The organism is Mesorhizobium sp. ORM8.1 (assembly GCF_053005525.2).
In genome coordinates, this window is record NZ_CM132600.1 from 1,261,063 (window position 1) to 1,278,721 (window position 17,659).

19 protein-coding genes and 3 pseudogenes are annotated in these 17,659 nt (G+C 63.7%); 4 read left to right on the forward strand and 18 right to left on the reverse strand.

What is annotated here, in order from left to right; genetic code table 11:
• Positions 1–29: 29 nt before the first annotated feature.
• A complete protein-coding gene (locus tag ACVDG8_RS06685) occupies positions 30–944 on the forward strand; it encodes a LysR substrate-binding domain-containing protein (RefSeq protein WP_447254006.1) in 915 nt (304 codons plus the stop codon).
• Between the two features lie 8 nt (positions 945–952).
• Here ACVDG8_RS06685 and ACVDG8_RS06690 read toward each other — a convergent pair whose 3' ends face one another.
• The 8 genes from ACVDG8_RS06690 to ACVDG8_RS06725 form a co-directional block, all read right to left on the reverse strand.
• Entirely contained in the window at positions 953–1,237 is a 285-nt protein-coding gene (locus ACVDG8_RS06690) for a DUF3303 domain-containing protein (protein ID WP_447257251.1), read from the reverse strand.
• 103 nt (positions 1,238–1,340) lie between these two features.
• Positions 1,341–2,804: a RimK family protein gene (locus ACVDG8_RS06695; RefSeq protein WP_447254007.1), complete on the reverse strand. Its 1,464-nt coding sequence runs from the start codon at positions 2,802–2,804 to the stop codon at positions 1,341–1,343.
• 4 nt (positions 2,805–2,808) lie between these two features.
• A complete protein-coding gene (locus tag ACVDG8_RS06700; RefSeq protein ID WP_447254008.1) occupies positions 2,809–3,906 on the reverse strand; it encodes a peptidase C39 family protein in 1,098 nt (365 codons plus the stop codon).
• A 218-nt stretch (positions 3,907–4,124) separates the two neighbouring features.
• Positions 4,125–4,916, reverse strand: a complete 792-nt coding sequence (locus tag ACVDG8_RS06705) for an anti-sigma factor family protein (RefSeq protein ID WP_447254009.1) — start codon at positions 4,914–4,916, stop codon at positions 4,125–4,127.
• Positions 4,913–5,431, reverse strand: coding sequence for a sigma-70 family RNA polymerase sigma factor (locus ACVDG8_RS06710; RefSeq protein ID WP_371012627.1), 519 nt, complete (start codon positions 5,429–5,431; stop codon positions 4,913–4,915). Before ACVDG8_RS06710 ends, ACVDG8_RS06705 begins: the two co-directional genes overlap by 4 nt.
• Before the next feature lie 161 nt (positions 5,432–5,592).
• On the reverse strand, positions 5,593–6,006 hold the full coding sequence (locus tag ACVDG8_RS06715; protein WP_447254010.1) for a type II toxin-antitoxin system VapC family toxin: 414 nt from the start codon (positions 6,004–6,006) through the stop codon (positions 5,593–5,595).
• A complete protein-coding gene (locus ACVDG8_RS06720) occupies positions 6,006–6,248 on the reverse strand; it encodes a type II toxin-antitoxin system VapB family antitoxin (protein ID WP_447254011.1) in 243 nt (80 codons plus the stop codon). The genes ACVDG8_RS06715 and ACVDG8_RS06720 overlap by 1 nt, the downstream gene beginning before the upstream one ends.
• Before the next feature lie 64 nt (positions 6,249–6,312).
• Positions 6,313–9,036 carry a DUF2339 domain-containing protein gene (locus ACVDG8_RS06725; RefSeq protein ID WP_447254012.1) on the reverse strand — a complete coding sequence of 908 codons (2,724 nt, stop codon included), beginning with the start codon at positions 9,034–9,036 and terminating at the stop codon, positions 6,313–6,315.
• Between the two features lie 258 nt (positions 9,037–9,294).
• Between ACVDG8_RS06725 and ACVDG8_RS06730 the strand changes: the two genes are divergently transcribed.
• Positions 9,295–9,762 carry an NUDIX domain-containing protein gene (locus ACVDG8_RS06730; RefSeq protein ID WP_447254013.1) on the forward strand — a complete coding sequence of 156 codons (468 nt, stop codon included), beginning with the start codon at positions 9,295–9,297 and terminating at the stop codon, positions 9,760–9,762.
• 13 nt (positions 9,763–9,775) lie between these two features.
• On the opposite strand, the gene ACVDG8_RS06735 is transcribed toward ACVDG8_RS06730, so the two are convergent.
• The gene (locus tag ACVDG8_RS06735; RefSeq protein ID WP_447254014.1) at positions 9,776–10,282 is read right to left on the reverse strand and encodes a PaaI family thioesterase; all 507 of its coding nucleotides are present in this window, start codon (positions 10,280–10,282) and stop codon (positions 9,776–9,778) included.
• Positions 10,283–10,287: 5 nt separating this feature from the next.
• Complete coding sequence (gene recO / locus ACVDG8_RS06740; RefSeq protein ID WP_447254015.1) at positions 10,288–11,061, reverse strand: DNA repair protein RecO; 774 nt, start codon at positions 11,059–11,061, stop codon at positions 10,288–10,290.
• Between recO and ACVDG8_RS06745 the strand changes: the two genes are divergently transcribed.
• The gene (locus ACVDG8_RS06745) at positions 11,060–11,386 is read left to right on the forward strand and encodes a type II toxin -antitoxin system TacA 1-like antitoxin (protein WP_447254016.1); all 327 of its coding nucleotides are present in this window, start codon (positions 11,060–11,062) and stop codon (positions 11,384–11,386) included. The genes recO and ACVDG8_RS06745 overlap by 2 nt on opposite strands.
• A 68-nt stretch (positions 11,387–11,454) precedes the next feature.
• On the opposite strand, the gene ACVDG8_RS06750 is transcribed toward ACVDG8_RS06745, so the two are convergent.
• The 6 genes and pseudogenes from ACVDG8_RS06750 to ACVDG8_RS06775 form a co-directional block, all read right to left on the reverse strand.
• Positions 11,455–12,348 carry an aminoglycoside phosphotransferase family protein gene (locus ACVDG8_RS06750; RefSeq protein WP_447254017.1) on the reverse strand — a complete coding sequence of 298 codons (894 nt, stop codon included), beginning with the start codon at positions 12,346–12,348 and terminating at the stop codon, positions 11,455–11,457.
• 41 nt (positions 12,349–12,389) lie between these two features.
• A pseudogene (gene era, locus ACVDG8_RS06755) lies at positions 12,390–13,330 on the reverse strand (GTPase Era).
• Positions 13,315–14,047, reverse strand: a pseudogene (gene rnc / locus ACVDG8_RS06760) (ribonuclease III). Before rnc ends, era begins: the two co-directional pseudogenes overlap by 16 nt.
• On the reverse strand, positions 14,034–14,783 hold the full coding sequence (lepB, locus tag ACVDG8_RS06765; RefSeq protein ID WP_447254019.1) for a signal peptidase I: 750 nt from the start codon (positions 14,781–14,783) through the stop codon (positions 14,034–14,036). Before lepB ends, rnc begins: the two are co-directional and overlap by 14 nt.
• 78 nt (positions 14,784–14,861) lie before the next feature.
• Entirely contained in the window at positions 14,862–15,275 is a 414-nt protein-coding gene (gene acpS / locus ACVDG8_RS06770) for a holo-ACP synthase (RefSeq protein WP_447254020.1), read from the reverse strand.
• Positions 15,272–15,856, reverse strand: coding sequence for a DUF2062 domain-containing protein (locus ACVDG8_RS06775; RefSeq protein ID WP_447254021.1), 585 nt, complete (start codon positions 15,854–15,856; stop codon positions 15,272–15,274). The genes acpS and ACVDG8_RS06775 overlap by 4 nt, the downstream gene beginning before the upstream one ends.
• 257 nt (positions 15,857–16,113) lie before the next feature.
• Here ACVDG8_RS06775 and ACVDG8_RS06780 point away from each other — a divergent pair, with 257 nt between their 5' ends.
• Complete coding sequence (locus ACVDG8_RS06780) at positions 16,114–16,587, forward strand: GNAT family N-acetyltransferase (RefSeq protein WP_447254022.1); 474 nt, start codon at positions 16,114–16,116, stop codon at positions 16,585–16,587.
• Positions 16,588–16,599: 12 nt separating this feature from the next.
• Here the strand turns inward: ACVDG8_RS06780 and ACVDG8_RS06785 are convergent, their stop codons facing one another.
• On the reverse strand, positions 16,600–16,980 hold the full coding sequence (locus tag ACVDG8_RS06785) for a VOC family protein (RefSeq protein ID WP_447254023.1): 381 nt from the start codon (positions 16,978–16,980) through the stop codon (positions 16,600–16,602).
• Positions 16,981–16,989: 9 nt separating this feature from the next.
• Positions 16,990–17,567, reverse strand: a pseudogene (pyrE, locus tag ACVDG8_RS06790) (orotate phosphoribosyltransferase).
• Between the last annotated feature and the right edge of the window lie 92 nt (positions 17,568–17,659).

Sequence of the window (17,659 nt, forward strand, 5' to 3'; positions counted from 1 at the left end):
GATAAGCTGAACTTATCTAAGCGATGGCCATGGTCGCACTTCCCTCGCTACGCGGACTGCAGGCTTTCGAGGCCGCCGCACGCACCGGCAGTTTTGCGGCGGCGGCCGACGAGCTCTCGGTTTCAGCAGCCGCCGTAAGCCAGCTCATCCGCATCGTCGAGGAGCAGTTGGGCCGAAAACTGTTCCATCGCGTCAACCGGCGCGTCGTGCTGACCGAAGCCGGCGTCGAGATGCTGCCCCGGCTCACCTTGGCCTTCCAGGAGCTCGGCAGCGTCGCGCGTGATGTTGGCGACGCCTTCCGGCCGAAGCTGGTGATCTCGGTGCCACCGTCGATGGCGATGGGCTGGCTTTCCGAGCGTCTCGCCGGCTTCGTCCTCAGTCATGGCGCCGCCGACATTTCGCTCAGAGGCGACGATGATCCGGTGCCGTTCGACCGCGAGCTGATCGACATCCGGCTCTCCTACGGGCCGCACTATCGCGAGCATCCGACTCAGGAGATCGTCAAGGACGCGGTCTATCCCGTCTGCGCGCCGGAGCTTGCCGACGGGATCAGATCCCCGGCCCTCGCCGGCATGCCGCTGATCCACACCGACTGGGGACCGACCGGCGCATCCTTCCCGTCCTGGCGCAACTGGTTCGAGGTGGCGGGCATCGAGCCCGCCCGGTCCGCGCAGCGCGGCCTGTCGGCCAATTCGTCGCGGGCGGCCCTCGACCTTGCCATATCGGGACTGGGCGTGGCGCTGGCTCAAGGCATCTATTGTGCCCAGGCGCTGCAAGACGGCAGGCTGGTTCGGCCCGCCACGCAATCACTGGAGTTGCGCCAGCCCTATTGCCTGACGATCCCGGAACGCAGCGCAAGACGCGACGTCGTGGTGGCGTTCCGGCAGTGGCTGATCGGGGAATGCGTGCGCGCGGTCAAATCGCCGGCGCTGATTGACCGGTAGCGAAACGCCTAGAGGTGAGCTGCCAGGGCCGCGACCATGTCCTTGTTGGTTGCCACCGGAATAATCTCGAACTCGACCAGGTCGTTCCACTCGATGGCCCAGCGCTGCAGGATCGTCACGTCGTCGGTCTCGACCAGCAGGAAGCAGCGGCTCATGTCGCCGGCGATCCAGCTGTGATGGACGACAAGTTCGTCGGGCTTCAGTCGCCCCTTGTCGTTAAAGCGGCGATAGATCTCCTTCCGATCGCAGCCACGAGGAACTTGAGGAACTGAGGAACTGGAGAATTGAAGAATGAATCCAACAACAGAGGCATTCCGTCCTTACTCCCTCATTCATCAGTTCTTCAATTCCCCAGTTCCTCAATTCCCCAATTCCCCAGTTCCACCTGTCCGGCTGCTACTTGTCCGGCCGCTCAAGGCGTTCCAGGAACCACTGCGTCAGCCGCACCCACAGCTCGTCCTTCTCACCGGAATCCTCCCAGCCATGGTCGAGATTGGGGTTGTCGTTGACCTCGATGACGAACACGCCGTCCTTGGTCTCCTTGAGGTCGACGCCGTAGAGGCCATCGCCGATGCATTTTGCCGCTTTGACCGCGGTGTCGACGACATGCTGCGGCGTCTGCTTCAGCGTGAAGGTTTTGATGCCGCCCTGGTCCGGCTTGCCGTTGGCCTTGTGGTTGACGATCTGCCAGTGCTTTTTCGCCATCAGATAGTGCACGGCAAACAGCGGCTGGCCGCCGAGCACGCCGACGCGCCAATCATATTCGGTCGGGATGAATTTCTGCGCGATCAACAGGTCGGAATCGTCCAGCCATTCGGTGGCGAGCGTGGTCAGCTCGGCCATGTTCTCGCATTTCTTGACGCCGCGCGAGAAGGAGGAGTCCGGGATCTTCAGCACAAGCGGGAAGCCCAGCGTCTGCGCCGCGACTTCGAAATCGGACGTGCCGGCGATCATCACCGTCGGCGGCACCGGCACCTTGTTGTAGGTCATCAGCTCGTTGAGATAGACCTTGTTGGTGCAGCGGATCATCGACAGCGGATCGTCGATCACCGGCATGCCTTCCTGCTGCGCGCGGCGCGCGAAACGATAGGTATGGTTGGAGATCGAGGTGGTCTCGCGGATGAACAACGCGTCGTAATTGGCAAGCTTGGCCAGGTCCTTCCTGGTGATCGGCTCGACTTCGACGCCCATCTTTTCGGCGATCCTTGCCCAATAGCGCAGCGAGGAGATTTCCGACGGCGGCAATTCCTCATGCGGGTCGACCAGCGTGGCGAAAGTGTAGCGCGCCGGCGTGCGGCCCTTGGTGTCGCGCCATTCGCGGTTGGTATAGGTGTCCAAGCACTGCAGGAAGAAACCTTCCTCCTCGTCGCTCATGCGAGCGAGCGGCAGGAAGCCGATCTTACGGATCGAGGCCCATTCGGCGCTGTCCTTGATGTGGACCTCCAGCGCCGGCGCGCGAAACCAGTCGAACAGCAACTTGGCGAAACGGTCCCATACCTTGGACGGGCCGATGCCGAAGAAGATCGCGACCTTGGTTGGAAAGACGCCGCCGAGATCCTTGCGGCATTTGTTCAAAGCGAGCTCCAGTTCCGGCAGCGCATGCTCGTAGAGCTTGCGCTCGGACAGGTCGATCATGGTCTCGACCGTCGGGATCACCCTGTGGCCGCGCGACCCGGCGAGCAACGAGGCATAATAGCCGCGGCTCTGGTAGCCGTAATTGTTCGACAGGTTGATCACCTTTGGCCGCTGACCGCGGAACAGCGCGGGATGGGCGAGGTAGTCGCGGTTGGTGATGATCTTGTGGGGCGTGGCCACCTGATCGATGTCGTTCTGCCTGCCTGTGAGGATGACCCAGGTCATTGTCTTAGCGTTTTCCCAGAGTGATGGCGGCCCGCAAGCCGTCGCGGCCGAACTGCGCCATGTTCATGAAGATGTCGTAAGGCACTGGAATGTTGGCGGCGTCGAGAATGGTTTCCTGCCTTTCGTCCTCGACCCAGGGGTCGTGGATCAGGATATGGTCGCTGTCATCGCCGATGGCCAGCACCCAATGCGGCACCTTCTTGCCGAACATCAGGAAGCCGCTGACCAGCACCACCACCAGCTTGCCCTCGGCCAAGGCTGCGCGGATGTCGTCGATGCCGAACGGACGGTAATTGACCGGGATGCCGTAAAGTTCCGCGCGGCGGCGGAAATCGACCTGGGCGAGCTCCATCACGCGGCGCTTGTCCTCGCTTCGCACCGACTGCAAAAACAGCGCGCCGTAGAAGGAAACGAAGATCTCCGCCGCCAGCCCGCTTTCATAGCCGGAGACCGCCAGGCCGAAAGGCTCGCAACCGCCTGGACCCGACATCATGAAGACAGTGGTGGCCTCTCGCCACAGACGGATTTCCATCACCGGGTCGGGCACGAAGCCGCTGTCGAAATTAGCCATCGCCATCATCAGGCAGCACGGGCCGCAGGTGAATTCGCAGGTCTGCTGGTAGAACGGCACCTTGGTGGCGATCGGGGTGTCGCCACGCAGCGTCTTTTCATAGCGCAGCGCAGTCGCACCATCCTCGTAATAGTCGGGCTCACGGCCTAATTTGCGATAGCCGGCCTGCTCGTAGACGCGGATGGCGCGGTCATTGTCCTCGCGCACTTCGAGGCGCAGCAACAGGCGGTCGTGCTCAAAGGCCGCATCCTCCGCCGCCGCCAGAAGCTGGCGGCCGATGCCGAGCCGGCCGAAGAAGGGGCTGACCGCGATGGAATAGAGGCGCGCCACGCCGCTGCCCTTGCGAAACAGCACCACCGCATAGCCGGCGACGCGTCCCTCGTTTTCAGCCACCAGCATCTTGGCCGTCTCGCGTTCGATCAACTGGCGGAAGGAGCGACGCGACAAGCGATCGCTCAAGAACACCGCCTTTTCGATGGCGGCGAGGTCATCGACGTCTGATGCGCGGGCCTTGCGGATCTCGGCAGGCATAAGGGCTTGGGAGAACCTCGATTGAGTTTGTGGAAACGGCCCCGGCAAAAAACGGACGCCAGCCGGAAATGCCAGCATCCATCAAGCGCTATCGCTCCTTGATTAGGGCCGAATTGTGACAGTTTCCGCATCGGCAAGGAAGGGCGGAATCTTTGAACAGCATCCTTGTTTTGAAAGACCGCCGGCTGCCTGAAGCGTCTCGCGCCGAGGCAGCCGGTTCAGCTTGAAATGCCGGCCACAAGCTGGCCATAGGCGCTCTTGGCCACCGCCGACAGGCGCTCGGGCGGCAGCGAGCCGACGACGGCGCAGCCATAGCCCTTGTCGAGCCAATAGACAGCCTCCGGGCCATCGGCCTCGGCTGTGTAGGTGCCCCTGGTCGTCGCCGACGATTCGGCGGTGACGAACAGCGAGATGCGCTCGCCCTTGGCATCTTCATAGAGCAGCATGGCGGCCTTGCCCTGGCCTGCCGGCAGCAGCCGGCCGCCGACCAGTTCGAAACCCTCGCTGGCCAGATCAGGCGCCACCAGCTTCAGCCCGATGCGGTCGGAGAGCCAGGTCTGCAAATGGTCCTTGTCGCTTGCCGGAACTTCGACCGCGTGGCGCTTCTCGGCGGCGTAGATGACATGAGCGGCGATCGCCTGCTCGGCGAGCAGGTCGTCGCTTTCGTCCGTCTTGCCGATGCCATCGATGCCGGCGACATAGCCGCCAAGCCCGCCAACCGCGAGCACCACGGCGGCAGCCGCTGAAAGCCACCAGCGCGAGCGCCAGGCAGGCGTTCTCGCTGTCGCTTCACCGAATACCGCCTGACGCAGCCTGGCCGGCACCGGCTCGTCCATCACGCCGGCAAAGGCCGAGCGAAGTGCCGCACGATCGGCGATGTAGCGCGTGGCCCTCGCCTTCATCTCGGGGTTGGCTTCAAGCCAGGCGTCATAGGCCATGCGCTCCTCGCCCGGCAGCTCGCCATCGAGGGCCATGTGGATATCGCGTTCGGAGAAATCGCGGCGGGTCATTTCTCGACCACCCTTATCGAGCGGCGGCGCGCCGTATCGTCGAGCAGCCCACGCAGTTCCTCGCGGCCGCGCGCGATGCGAGACATCAGCGTGCCAGCCGGCACGCCGAGGATGTTGGCTGCCTCGGCGTAGGAAAAGCCTTCGATGGCGACCATGACCAGTGCGGCGCGGCGATCGGGGCTGATCGCCTGCAAGGCATCCATGATCTCGCGCGAGGCAATGGTTTCGACCTGATCGGCGGGCGCGGACTGGGCTTCGCCGGCTTCGAGAGGCAGGATCGCCGCCTCGCCGCGCCGGTTGACCTTGCGCATCTGGTCGATGAACAAGTGATGCATGATCGTAAACAGCCACCTCCGGGGGCTTTCTCCAGTCTGCCAGTTGTCGAGCCGCACGAGTGCCCGTTCCAGGCAGTCCTGGACGAGATCGTCGGCGGAATCGCGGTCGCGCAGCAGCGAGCGCGCGTAGCGCCGCAGCCGTGGTATCTCGCTCAGGATTGCTGCCTTCTTGTCGTCCATGACCACTTGTTTTCGAGGTCGCTTTCGTCCCGATAAAACGCGCCTTGTCGGCGCGGCGCAAGCAGTCAGCACGAAACGGACCACCCGCTCCGGTTTACCCAAGCAAAGGAATAACGCCAGCGGGTGGCGGTTTATTCCCGTCAATCAACGAGAAAGCCGAATTATCTCAAATCCGTAAGCATGAAATCATTGCCCTTGTAGAGCAGCGGAATGGCGAGCGCCTTCGCACACGCATAGGCAAAGCAGTCGCCGAAATTGAGATCGGCTTGATGGCCGACGGCCTTGCCATAGCGAGCGCTGGCATCGATAGCGCGCGAACCGATCTCCTCGCCGATCGATACATTTTCTCCGCCAATTTCCACGATCAGCCGATCCACCAGATCGCGCGCCGTCAGCAGGGCTTCAGAGGTCGGCTTGCGGGAACCGGCGCCGGCACGCGCCAGAGCCTGCGTCGCTTCAAAACGAACCATGGCGGACACGTAGAAGTCGACCGGTTCGGAGAGCTGTTTGGACAATTCCTCCCAGCCCGGTTCCTGGTTGAGAATGGCGACGATCACCGAAGCGTCGACGAACATCAGTCTTCCCACAGTTCATCGGTGAATTTCTTCATGTCGAAGTCGGGATTGGGCAGACCGAGCTTCTTCGCCTCCGCCTGCAGCTTAGCGATCCGGTCGCGCAGCGGCACTTTGGCGCGATGGCGTTCAAGCTCGTGCAGTAGGGCTGTCCGCACGGCTTCGGTTTTGCTCGAAGCATTGGTCTCGCGCTGCAACTTTGTCGCCAGCGCATCGACCTCGTCGTCGCGAATGTAGAGCGGCATATGAATATCTCCCGGCGAATATTCATATATTCCATTTTGGATATTCAAACAAGCCGAGAGGGCATCACTCCTCTTTCGCCGCCTTGGTCAACAGCCGCTGATAGAACAACCCGATGCCGATCAGCACGGCGCCGAGACCGATGAAGGAGAGAGCGCGCAGCACGCCTTCGAGCTCCGACATATCAAACAGGAACACCTTCACCACGGCGACCGCAATCAGCGCGGCGGAAGCGATGCGCAACACCTGCGACTTCAGCCAGACGCCGGCGGTGAGCAGCGCCACGCCAATGACCAGCCAGAGCGCGGAATAGGTGTAGGTCTCGAGCTGGCTGAGGCCGCTCCACAGGGCGATGAATTCGCCCTTGAAGACGCGCCGCACCGAAAGCGTGGCATAGGCGAAGGCAAGCAGCGCCGCGACCAGCGCCAGCATCGCGGCGTACCATTTCGGGCGCTTGTCGCGGACATAAAACGCCAGCGCTCCGGCCGCCACCGCCGGCAGCAGATAGGCGATGAACAACAGGTTGAAGACCGGGATTGTGCCGGTCGACTCATCCGTCAGCAGCGGGTTCAACACAATGAAATGCTGGACGGCGATCAGGCCGGCCGAGACCACGCCGACGGCCATCGAGCCATAGCGCAGCACCGAGCTCGGCGAGCGCATGTCGATGGCGACGAGTATGGCGCCGGCGCCGAGCGCAATCAGCGTGTAGATCGCCTGTTCGGCAAGGGTCACGGTGCCGGTGTCGATGACGCCGCCATGCATGGCGTGGCGCACCAGCATCGCAATGGTCAACAGCGCAAACAGCGCCGAGGCCGCCTCCATGGCGAGGCGCGGCCGGCCATTGGTGGTACGGGCGAGCTGCCAGGCGGCAAAGCCGAAGGCGAGCGCCGGCACGCCGTAACCCAAGAGCAGCCAGTTGAAGACGGGCGTTCTCGACAACGCCGCCGCGCCGACGATGGTCGGGTCGAAGGCGATGCGGCCGAGCACGGCGACCGCGGCACCCACCGCGATCCAGCCCAATACGGGATAAGAGCGCCAGCGCGTCGCCAGCGCCGGCACGATGGCCGCGGCGCCGAGCAGCACGGTGGTCCAGCCGGAGCCGAAGGCCATGTGCAGCATCAAGAGGCCGGCAAGACCGGCGCCGGCCAGTGCGAAGGACACGGCCAGGCCGCCGGCAAATCGCGGTTCTTCCGCCCGCGCGATCCATTCGCCACCGGCGGCGAAGGCAAGCACCAGGAGCAGCGCCGGCAGCGCGTAGCCAAGGTCGCGGTCGATATCACCGAAGGTGAACCACAGCGCCATCAACACGACCAACGGGACAATGACGCCCCACGCCGCCCAGCAAGCCGCGCGCATGCGAGCCGTGACGACGAAGCGGCGTGCCGCCCAGAAGCCGGCGGTCAGGAAAATCAGGGCAAGCACAATGCCGATACGGAACGTCAGCGTGCCGGGCGCCGCCAAAGGCTGGGCGCCGAGCCCGACATCGAGCGCATCGGCGCCGACAGTGGTCGGCGGAATGATGCCGAGATAGATCATCACCGTGGCCAGCCCGGCGGTGAAGACAAGCGGCATCGCGCGCGGCCGGTAGAACGCCACGCCGACCAGGGCTGCCAGCAGTATCGCGCCATGCAAGGCATCGCCCGCAGGGGCAAAGGCCGGATCGACGGACAGGCCGAGCGCACTCAACGCAATGAAGAATCCAGGCACGATCGACGGCCAGTCGAAGCCACGCTCGGTATCGTCCCGCGCGGCCAGCCAGACGAGGGCAAGCACGGCAAGCGTGGCCAGGCTGATGAACAGGATCGAGGCGAGGTTCGCATCCGGCGCATCGCTCATGTAGAGGATGGTCCAGATGCCGCTGCCGGCGAAGGCCGTGGCGACCAGCGCCCTCCAGTTGCGAATGCGCGCGACGGCCGCGGTCGCGGTGAGCACGATCGCCAGATAAACGAACAGCGCCCAGGGATTGGGTGCTTGCGAGGAAACCAGCGCAGGCGTGACCATGGCGCCGACAAGGCCGATGCCGGCGAGCGCCAGGCCATGCATAAGCGAAGCGGCAATGGCCGCGATACCAATGGCGCCGAGCAGCGCGAAGGCCAGCGCCGGACCGATGAAGCCGTAGATACCGTGCGCGGCATAGACCGTGCCGAACAGGATGAAGGCCCCCGCCCCGGTCAGGATCGCCGGAATGTAGGCGCCGGCCGCACCTTGCACCGGTACCTTGAAGCCGGTGCGGCGGATGAATTCGGCGCCGGCAACCAGCACCAGCCCGAGGATGCCGGCCATGATGAGGCGCACGCCAGGACCGAAAATGCCGGCCTCAATCGTGTAGCGGATCAGGAACAGGCCGCCCAGCGCCAGCGCGATGCCGCCGACCCAGACCGCCCAGCGAGTGCCGAGCGCCGTCTCGACATCGGTTTTTCTCGCGGCCTGTGCTGCCTCGACAGGTGTGGCAGGCTCTTCCGGTTTGGCTGGTTCGGTGGAACCTTCCGAACCCGCCTCGCCCTTCGTCCCAAGTCCAGCTACAGGCTTGTCCTCGGCGAACCCCGGCTTGGCCACGTTCTCGTCTTCGGGCAGAGCGGCGGCGGCTGCCGAGGCCAGCTTGGCTTGTTCGGGCGCGGCTTCCTGCGCAGCTTCAGTCGACTTGGACGCAGGGAGCGCAGTCCCTGCGGCAACAAGGCCTTGCAGCGTGGTGAGCTCGCGTTCGACCAGGGCAATGCGCTTCTGGAGACGCGAAACGATGACGAACAAGGCAATGACGGCGGCAATCGCGATCAGGCTGAAAAACATGGCGGTTTCCCCTCAAACCGGACCAGCGGTCGCCGGCAAATAAGGCCGACAAATACGGCAATGAGACGGCTATCCAAATCAGCGCCTTGCCGGCCAGCAAGATCGAGCATGTTTCGATGCCGGTTGCCAGCAACCGCCGGCCTTATCCAATGCCAATGCGCCGACGGGGCCGCGCTTTTCCAATGAAATTGCCCACCATCCGCCGCGAAATACTCGTGCTATTCTCGAAACGTCCGGAAACCGCGATGAGGACTGCCGATGCCGCGGCGAAGCGCTGGCCTGCTGATCTACCGGCGCACCGCCGGTGTCTTCGAATTCCTGCTGGTCCATCCCGGCGGCCCGTTCTGGGCGCGCAAGGATGAGGGCGCATGGTCGATCCCGAAGGGGCTCATCGAAGACGGGGAAGATGAACTCGACGCCGCCCGGCGCGAGGCGCAAGAAGAGCTCGGCGTCAGCATCGACGGCGATTTCCAGCCCGTCGGCAGCTACAAGCAGCCGGGCGGCAAGATCGTGATTGCCTTCAGCGTCGAGGCCGATGTCGACATCAATGCCGTCAAGAGCAATTTTTTCACCATGGAATGGCCGCCGAAATCGGGGACCATCAAGGAATTTCCCGAAGTGGACAAAGCCGGCTGGTTTACACTGCCCGAGGCCGGCCTCAAGATCCTCAAAGGCCAGCTTGCCATCCTCGATGATTTCCTGGAGCGGCGGCGGAACGCCGATTAAAGTACCGCCTGGCTCAGCGCGCCAGATTGCCGGCCGGAAAGATCGAGCAGGTCTCGGTGCCGAAGGCGAGCAGCTTGCCGTTCAGATCCTTCAGCGTCGCTTCCGAAACGGCGAGCGTGCGGCCCTTGTGGATGACCTTGCCCTCGCAGATCACCTCGCCGGTCTTGGGCGTGATCGGCCGCGTCAGGTTCACCTTGAATTCCGCCGTCGTATAAGCCTCGCCCTTGGCAAGCAGGGTCTGCACGGCGCAGGCAAGGGACGAATCGAGCAGCGTCGCCGCCCAGCCGCCATGCACCGTGCCCAGCGGGTTGAGATGCCGCTCGCTCGGCATGCCGCGAAACACCGCGCGGCCTTCCGAGACTTCGGTGAGGGTGAAGTTCAGCTGAAACGAGATCGGCGGCACCGGGTATTTGCCGTCGATGATGCGCTGCAGCAGCTCCAATCCTGAGTATTTCTCGATATCCTCATGCGGAATGGTGCCGACGCCGAGCGGCGAGACCCGGCCGGGATAGATTTCCATGTCGCTTACCGTGCGGTCTCTCCGTTGCCTTGCACGGGAAGCGCGCTTGCCGACGCATGATGGCGGCGCAGCGCGCCAAGGAAGCCGGCGCGGTGATCCGGCGGCTCGAGGCCGCGCGGCTCGTAGACGTGGCGGGTGAAGAAGAAGCCGGTCAGCCGGAAAGCGTCCTCAAGCGCCGCCGCATCGGCACGCAGGCCGGCGCCGCGCTGCAGGAAGGCCGGCAACGCCAGCATCTTGTCATGCCAGGGCTCGCCCGCCGCGCGCGAGACGGCGCGTCCTGATTTCGGCGAGACATAGGCGAGGTCCTGCCTGGAGCCAGTCGCCACGCATTGGGTGAGGTCGAGGCCGAAGCCGAGTTCGTCGAGGATCAGCAGCTCGAAGCGCGCCACCAGTTCGCCGGCGGCGTCGGCATCGTCGAGATGCGAAATCATCACGGCGAGCGCCTCGTAAAGCCCGCCATGGGCGTCGCGCTCGGGCAGAAGCCTGAGATGCGCGGCCATGGTCTGCAGGCCGTAGACCGCGACCGCGCTGTCCATCAAACGGGCGGCGTTCATCTCGATGGCCTCGGCCTGAAACGTGCCGAGATGCTCGTCCAGCCGCGCCCGCCACAGAAGCTCGACGCGGTTGCCGGGCTGCAGCACCGGCTGCTGCTTGCGCGAACGGCCGCCGCGCACCAGGCCGAGATGGCGGCCATGGGCGCGCGTCATCACCTCGAGGATGGCGCTGGTCTCGCCATGCTTGCGGGTGCCGAGAATGATTCCCTCGTCGCGCCATTCCATGACCGAAGCTTTTCACTTCTTGCGTGGCGAAATCAAGTTTTGGCACTCAGCGGGGACTCTTCAGGCGCGCCGCTGCACAAGCAGCCACTTTCGGTTATATGAATTGGTTGTACATCGGGCCAAAGGAACGATCATGCCTAGGCGACCCAGCGCCAAAACCGATCAATTCAACGCCACGGCCGAAGCAGACGAGGCAGCCAAGGTGGCCGAAACGATCAAGTTGTCCGAGCGCGATTTCAACCGAATTCTCGAATTGCTCGAACGTAGTCCTCGACCTAACGCAAAATTGCGAGCTGCAATTGCGGCTCTTCCCGATACGATTTGATGCCGTCAGGATTAAGCTATTCACGTCACCAGCCGACCTTTGAGCCAAAGGCTTGCTTTAGCCTTCAATCACGCAAACTTCCTATGATCGGCGAGCACTTCGTCGATCACGCGGCGCTGCCTTGTGGCCTCGGCCTGGTTGGCGTCGTGTCCGGCGACCGTGATCAGCGCCTTCCATAGCGTCCAGCCGCGGCCGCGCGCCCAGGTCGCCTTGTCGACGGCGATGCGCTCGCGAAAAGCTTCCCGGCTGGCGCCTTCGAAGAAGGTCCAGGCGATGGCGAGGTCGCAGGATGGGTCGCTGACGCCGGATGTGCCGAAATCGATGATGGCGCTCAAGCTACCATCCGCGACCAGGAGGTTGCCCCAGACGACGTCGCCGTGGAACCAGACGGGCGAACGGTGCCAGTTGGCGGCAAGCGCTGCTTCCCAGACGTCCGTGGCGGCTTGCGTGTCGATCCTGCCTTCGAGCGCGGCGATGGCTTGCCGCGCCTCACCGTCATAGACGGTCAGAGGGCCGCCTCGGTAGAAATTATGCTGGCCCGGCGCAGGCCCGTCCGTTGGATCGATACGCCTCAGCGCAATCAAGAAATCGGCCAATGCGACCGCGAACGCCCGAAGATCCGTGATGTGCGCTGTCTTTGCCGTCTCGCCCTCGATCCAGCGGTAGACAGACCAATGCCAAGGGTAGTCTTCCGCCGGCTCACCCATCGCCAATGGTGTCGGTATTGGCAATGGCAGACGCGGCGCGAGCCTGGGCAGCCAGCGATGTTCCTTCTCGACTTGCAACGAATATGGCGCGGCGCTCGGCAAGCGCACGGTCATCTCGTCGCCGAGATGGAAGGTGCGGTTGTCCCAGCCACCGAAGGCCACCGGGGTCACCGGCAGATGCCGCCACTGCGGAAACTGCGCATCGACCAGGCGGCGCACGAGGTCCGTATCGATGGCTACTTTTGGCTCATGCATGTCGCTGCCCAGGATTGCCGGGCAGTTTTAAGCGACATGCATCAATGAGGAAACTCCAGCCCCATCTCGCGGTAGCGCTCGGGGTCGTCGCCCCAGTTCTCGCGCACCTTGACGAACAGGAAGAGGTGCACCTTCTGCTCGAGAATGCCTGCAATCTCCATCCGCGCCGCCTGGCCGATGGCACGGATCGTCTCGCCCTTGTGGCCGAGCACGATCTTCTTCTGGCTGTCGCGCTCGACATAGATGACCTGCTCGATGCGCACCGAGCCGTCCTTCTTCTCTTCCCATTTCTCGGTCTCGATATGCGAGGAATAGGGAAGCTCCTGATGCAGCCTCAGATAAAGCTTTTCGCGGGTGATCTCGGCCGCGAGCTGGCGCATCGGCAGGTCGGAGATCTGGTCCTCGGGATAATACCAAGGACCGGCCGGCAATGTTTCGGCCAGATAGTCGAGCAGATCCTTGCAGCCGGAGCCGGTCAGCGCCGAGACCATGAAGGTGCGCTTGAACGGCACGCGCTCATTCGCGGTCGCGGCGAGCGCCAGCAGCGCCTCGGGCTTGACCCGGTCGACCTTGTTGAGAATCAGCACCATTGGCTGGCGGACATCTTTCAGCCGCTCGAGAATGGCGTCGGCGTCGCCCTTGATGCCGCGCTCGGCGTCGATCAGGAGCAGCACGATATCGGCGTCCTTGGCGCCGCCCCAGGCGGTGGTCACCATCGCGGTGTCGAGCCGGCGCTTCGGCTTGAAGATGCCTGGCGTGTCGACGAAGACGATCTGCGCGTTCTCATGCGTGGCGATGCCGCGCACGATGGCGCGGGTGGTCTGCACCTTGTGCGTGACGATCGACACCTTGGCGCCGACGAGCCGGTTGACCAGCGTCGACTTGCCGGCATTGGGCGCGCCGATCAGCGCGACGAAGCCGGAGTGCGTTTGAGGGGTTTCGGGGGTTCGGTAGATTCTATTTCTGTCATGCCGCGTTCCATACGCCTTCGCGCAACAAGGGCAGCGGCTGCCGCTTGTTCCGCCTCGCGCTTGGAGCGGCCGCTGCCGATGGCCGGGGCGAAGGCGCCAACCTTGACGCTAACGGTGAACAGCGGATCGTGGTCCGGCCCTTCGCGGCCGTCGATCCGGTAGGCGGGAACAGCGCCGGCAGCCGCCTGGTGCGCCCATTCCTGCAATTCGGTCTTTGGATCGCGGCGCGCGGCACCGACCGCCTGCGAACGCGGTTGCCAGTAGCGGTGGATGAACGCGCGGGCAGCTTCGAGGCCACCATCCAGATAAAGCACGGCAATCAGCGATTCCAGCGCGTCGGCGCGCAGGTTGGTGCGCTTGCGGCCTTCGAGGTTGCGCACGTCCGAGCCGGCGCGGACCAGATCCGGCAGGCCGATCTCCTCGGCAATCTCGGACAGCGCCTCGGCATTGACCAGGGCGTTGAGGCGCAGCGACAGCTCGCCCTCGGCGGCATCTGGAAAGGCGGCAAGCAGCATATCGGCCACGACAAGGCCGAGAACACGGTCGCCCAGGAACTCGAAGCGCTCATAGTCGACGCCGGCATGGGTCGAGCGCGCGCTGGCATGGGTCAGCGCCCGTTGCAGGCGCTGGCGGTCGGTGAAGGCATGGCCGGTGCGCTCCACAAGCGCTTCGGCAAGGGCATCGGCGGTCAGACGCTTGTTGGGCGCCATGGCCTTAGTGAACGAAATTGAACAGGCGCCCGGCGCGCATCTCCGACGGCCACTTCCAGACTTCGAGCGGGCTGGCGCCACCGGCGATCGAGAAGAAGATGAGATTGGCGCGGCCGACGAGGTTCTCGGCGGGCACGAAGCCGACGGTGAAGCGGCTGTCGGAGGAATTGTCGCGGTTGTCGCCCATCATGAAATAGTGGCCGGGCGGCACGTCGAACTCGCGCGTATCGTCGCCAATCGAATTCGGCGTCAGGTCGAGCGTGTCATAGCTGACGCCATTGGGCAGCGTCTCGCGGTAGACATCGACGGGACGGTCGACCTCGGTGACATCGGGGTTGTCGATCTGGCCGGTTTTCACACGCGGCACGCCGACGCCGTTGATGAAGAGCTCGCCGTTCTTCATCTGGATCTTGTCGCCGGGTAGGCCGACGACGCGCTTGATGTAGTCGACCGACGGGTCCGGCGGGAACTTGAACACGACGACATCGCCGCGCTTGGGTTCCGAACCCCAGATGCGGCCGGAGAACAGGTTCGGGCCGAATGGCAGCGAGTAACGCGAATAGCCGTAAGCCCATTTGGTGACGAAGAGATAATCGCCTTCGAGCAGCGTCGGCCGCATCGACCCGGACGGAATGGAGAAAGGCTGAAAGAGCAGCGTGCGGATGACGAGCGCGAGCAGCAGCGCCTGGATGATGACGGAGAAGGTCTCGCCAAGCCCGCCGGATTTCTTCTCTGATTTTTCAGCCACGCTCATGTCGTCCTCGATTGTGCGTTCGTTCTATAGAGTCTCGGCGCGCGCTGGGCAACGTCATGCCGTCGTGGTCAGATGGAATCAATGTGGCGCTTGTTCGACCGGCACCGCCTCGATGATCACAAAGGCTTGAGCAAGCGGGAAATCATCGGTGATGGTGAGGTGGATGAGCGCGCGATGGCCCTTGGGCAGGATTTTTTCCAGCCGGACGGCGGCGCCGCCGGTCAGCGCCATGGTCGGCGCGCCGCTCGCCAGGTTGATCACGCCCATGTCGCGCCAGAACACGCCCTCGGCCATGCCGGTGCCAAGCGCCTTGGCGCAGGCCTCCTTGGCGGCGAAGCGCTTGGCATAGGACGCCGCGCGGGCCGCGCGCTTCTCGGACTTCGCCTGTTCGACCTCGGTATAGATGCGTTGGACAAAGCGCTGGCCGTGCCGTTCCAGCGACTTTTCGATGCGTCTGATGTCGATGAGGTCGCTGCCGATGCCGAGGATCATTGCGCAGGCACTTCGCGCCCGCCATGCCTGGCTTTCTCGGCCCGTTCGGCCATGCGTTGCTTGCGCCGTTCGCGAAACACGGTCATGCCCCAGCGCGTGATGCCATAAAAGACAAGTCCGAAGACCAGGCCGAGCGGCACCGCGCCGATCAGCATCGGTTCCAGCACCGGATGCCACAATTTGGCGAAGGAGAGCTTGTGCATCATTTCGCCGAGATGCTCGGGCGGTCCGTGTTTGGGCAGATGGTCATGCAGAATCAGCTTGCCGGTTTCCCACGACGCGCCCCACAGCAGCGGGAAGGTCAGCGGGTTGCCGAAGAACACCGCGCCAAGTGCCGCGGCCACCAGATTGCCGGCAATGATCCAGCAAAGCACCGCGGCAACCACGAAATGGAAGCCGAGCGGAAAGAAAGAGGCAAAGACACCCGCGGCGACGCCGGCGGCGACGGAATGCGGCGTCGCCTTCAGCCGCAGGATGCGCTTGGAGAAATATTGCACGGAACGCGAGAACGAGCGGCGCGGCCAAAGATAAGTACGCACCCGCTCAATCAAGCCGTCAGGCTTTCGGCGTCGAAAAAGCACTCTATTCCAGTTCCCGGTCCAACACCCGCCAGCCTGCCACCCGGGCCGGCCATGGATATATATCTTGCGCTTCGAGAGCGCACAAAGGCAATAACTACCTTGATATAGCGACGCCCAGGTCGCGCAACAACGAAACGTCGCCGCGATGGTCTGCCGCAGCCTGTAACAAGACCGTCATTCTGGCGAAACTGAGGAAAAGGCGGGATGCGACATTTATGATTACCATTCGACTGGCACGATCCGACGATGCCGATTCATTGCCCGCCATCGAGCAGTCCGCAGGGCTCGCCTTTCGCGCCATCCCTGAACTGGCCTGGCTTGCCGACGGCGACAATGCCAGCCCTCAGCAGCACCGCGCGCTGATAGACGAAGGCGCGTGCTGGGTCGCAGTCGATGACCGGGACCGGCCAATAGGGTTCCTGAACGCGGCGATCGAGGGCGCTGCGCTGCATATCTGGGAGGTTGACGTGCGCCTCGACCGACAAGGCTCGGGCATCGGCCGCGCTCTGGTCAACAAAGCAATCGAGGACGCCAGGCAGCGCGGGCTCGTGGCGCTCACACTGACCACGTTTCGCGAAATTGCCTGGAACGCGCCGTTTTATGAGACCTGCGGATTTCGCGTCCTGGAAGCCACAGAACTCGACACGCGGCTGGCTGGACTGCTGCGCGACGAAGCGGCGCGCGGCCTGCCAGCGGAGCGGCGCTGCGCCATGCGGCTCGCGCTCAGGTGACCATCCGGGCAGCTACCTCAGATATTCGCTGACCTCGACCAGATTATCGTCTGGATCGCGGAAATAAACCGATATCATCCTGCCCAGCGCGCCGATGCGCTCGACTGGACCGACTTCGATCGCCACGCCATTTTCTTCGAGGCTGGCGATAACTTCGGCAAGCGGCACCGCGGCAACCAGGCAAAAATCGCCGGAGCCCGGCGTCGGCGTCCTGGCTTTCGGGTCGAACGTACGGCCGACTTCGTGCAAATTGATCTTCTGGGCGCCGAACAGCAGCGCCGTCGGCCGGTTCGGCTCATCCAACCGCCGCATGCCAAGCACACGTCGGTAGAAGTCGCAGCTGTCCTCGACCGAGCGAACCGTCAGCACGAAATGATCGATGCCAGCGATCATTTTGGGGCCTCAAATGTTTCGACTTCCCGGCTTAACGGCGGGAATGGCGGCGAGTTCCGGCGGCAGGCGGTCGGCGGGATAGGCCGGCACTTCATATTCGGCCAGCGCGATCAGCGGCACGCCGACATCGGTCTTGCCGGCCGAGCGGTCGATGATGCAGGCGGCGGCCACCACCTCGGCGCCGAGCTCGCGCAGGCAGTCGATGGTCTCGCGGATCGACAGACCCGTGGTGACGATGTCCTCGACGATGACGACGCGCGACCCTTCGGCGATCTCGAAACGGCGCAGCCGGAACTCGCCCCTTCCCGTTCGACCCAGATCGCCGGTACGCCAAGATGGCGCGAGGTCTCGTAGGCCGGGATCAGGCCACCGATCGCCGGGCCGACGACATAGTCGATCCTGCCCGGCACCGACTTGCGGATTCTTTCAGCCAGCGCCTTGCACAGCCGCTCGGTCTTGTCGGCATGCATGAAGACGCGGGCCTTCTGCAGGAAGACCGGGCTGCGCAGGCCCGACGTCAGAATGAAATGCCCTTCGAGCACGGCGCCGGCTTCGCGGAAAATGCCCAGCACTTCATCGGTGTTCATTGTTCGCTCCATGTCCATGGTGAATGGTGAATGGTGAATGGTGAATGGTGAGAGCATCTTCTTCTACTATTCACTATTCACTATTCACTATT

What these genes read in the sequence shown, in the direction of transcription:
- ACVDG8_RS06685 (WP_447254006.1), top strand. Translation starts at nt 30, where the DNA reads ATGGTCGCACTTCCCTCGCTACGCGGACTGCAGGCTTTCGAGGCCGCC.
- ACVDG8_RS06695 (WP_447254007.1), bottom strand. Translation starts at nt 2,804, where the DNA reads ATGACCTGGGTCATCCTCACAGGCAGGCAGAACGACATCGATCAGGTG.
- ACVDG8_RS06700 (WP_447254008.1), bottom strand. Translation starts at nt 3,906, where the DNA reads ATGCCTGCCGAGATCCGCAAGGCCCGCGCATCAGACGTCGATGACCTC.
- ACVDG8_RS06705 (WP_447254009.1), bottom strand. Translation starts at nt 4,916, where the DNA reads ATGACCCGCCGCGATTTCTCCGAACGCGATATCCACATGGCCCTCGAT.
- ACVDG8_RS06710 (WP_371012627.1), bottom strand. Translation starts at nt 5,431, where the DNA reads ATGGACGACAAGAAGGCAGCAATCCTGAGCGAGATACCACGGCTGCGG.
- ACVDG8_RS06715 (WP_447254010.1), bottom strand. Translation starts at nt 6,006, where the DNA reads ATGTTCGTCGACGCTTCGGTGATCGTCGCCATTCTCAACCAGGAACCG.
- ACVDG8_RS06720 (WP_447254011.1), bottom strand. Translation starts at nt 6,248, where the DNA reads ATGCCGCTCTACATTCGCGACGACGAGGTCGATGCGCTGGCGACAAAG.
- ACVDG8_RS06725 (WP_447254012.1), bottom strand. Translation starts at nt 9,036, where the DNA reads ATGTTTTTCAGCCTGATCGCGATTGCCGCCGTCATTGCCTTGTTCGTC.
- ACVDG8_RS06730 (WP_447254013.1), top strand. Translation starts at nt 9,295, where the DNA reads ATGCCGCGGCGAAGCGCTGGCCTGCTGATCTACCGGCGCACCGCCGGT.
- ACVDG8_RS06735 (WP_447254014.1), bottom strand. Translation starts at nt 10,282, where the DNA reads ATGGAAATCTATCCCGGCCGGGTCTCGCCGCTCGGCGTCGGCACCATT.
- ACVDG8_RS06745 (WP_447254016.1), top strand. Translation starts at nt 11,060, where the DNA reads ATGACCGAAGCTTTTCACTTCTTGCGTGGCGAAATCAAGTTTTGGCAC.
- recO (WP_447254015.1), bottom strand. Translation starts at nt 11,061, where the DNA reads ATGGAATGGCGCGACGAGGGAATCATTCTCGGCACCCGCAAGCATGGC.
- ACVDG8_RS06750 (WP_447254017.1), bottom strand. Translation starts at nt 12,348, where the DNA reads ATGCATGAGCCAAAAGTAGCCATCGATACGGACCTCGTGCGCCGCCTG.
- lepB (WP_447254019.1), bottom strand. Translation starts at nt 14,783, where the DNA reads ATGAGCGTGGCTGAAAAATCAGAGAAGAAATCCGGCGGGCTTGGCGAG.
- acpS (WP_447254020.1), bottom strand. Translation starts at nt 15,275, where the DNA reads ATGATCCTCGGCATCGGCAGCGACCTCATCGACATCAGACGCATCGAA.
- ACVDG8_RS06785 (WP_447254023.1), bottom strand. Translation starts at nt 16,980, where the DNA reads ATGATCGCTGGCATCGATCATTTCGTGCTGACGGTTCGCTCGGTCGAG.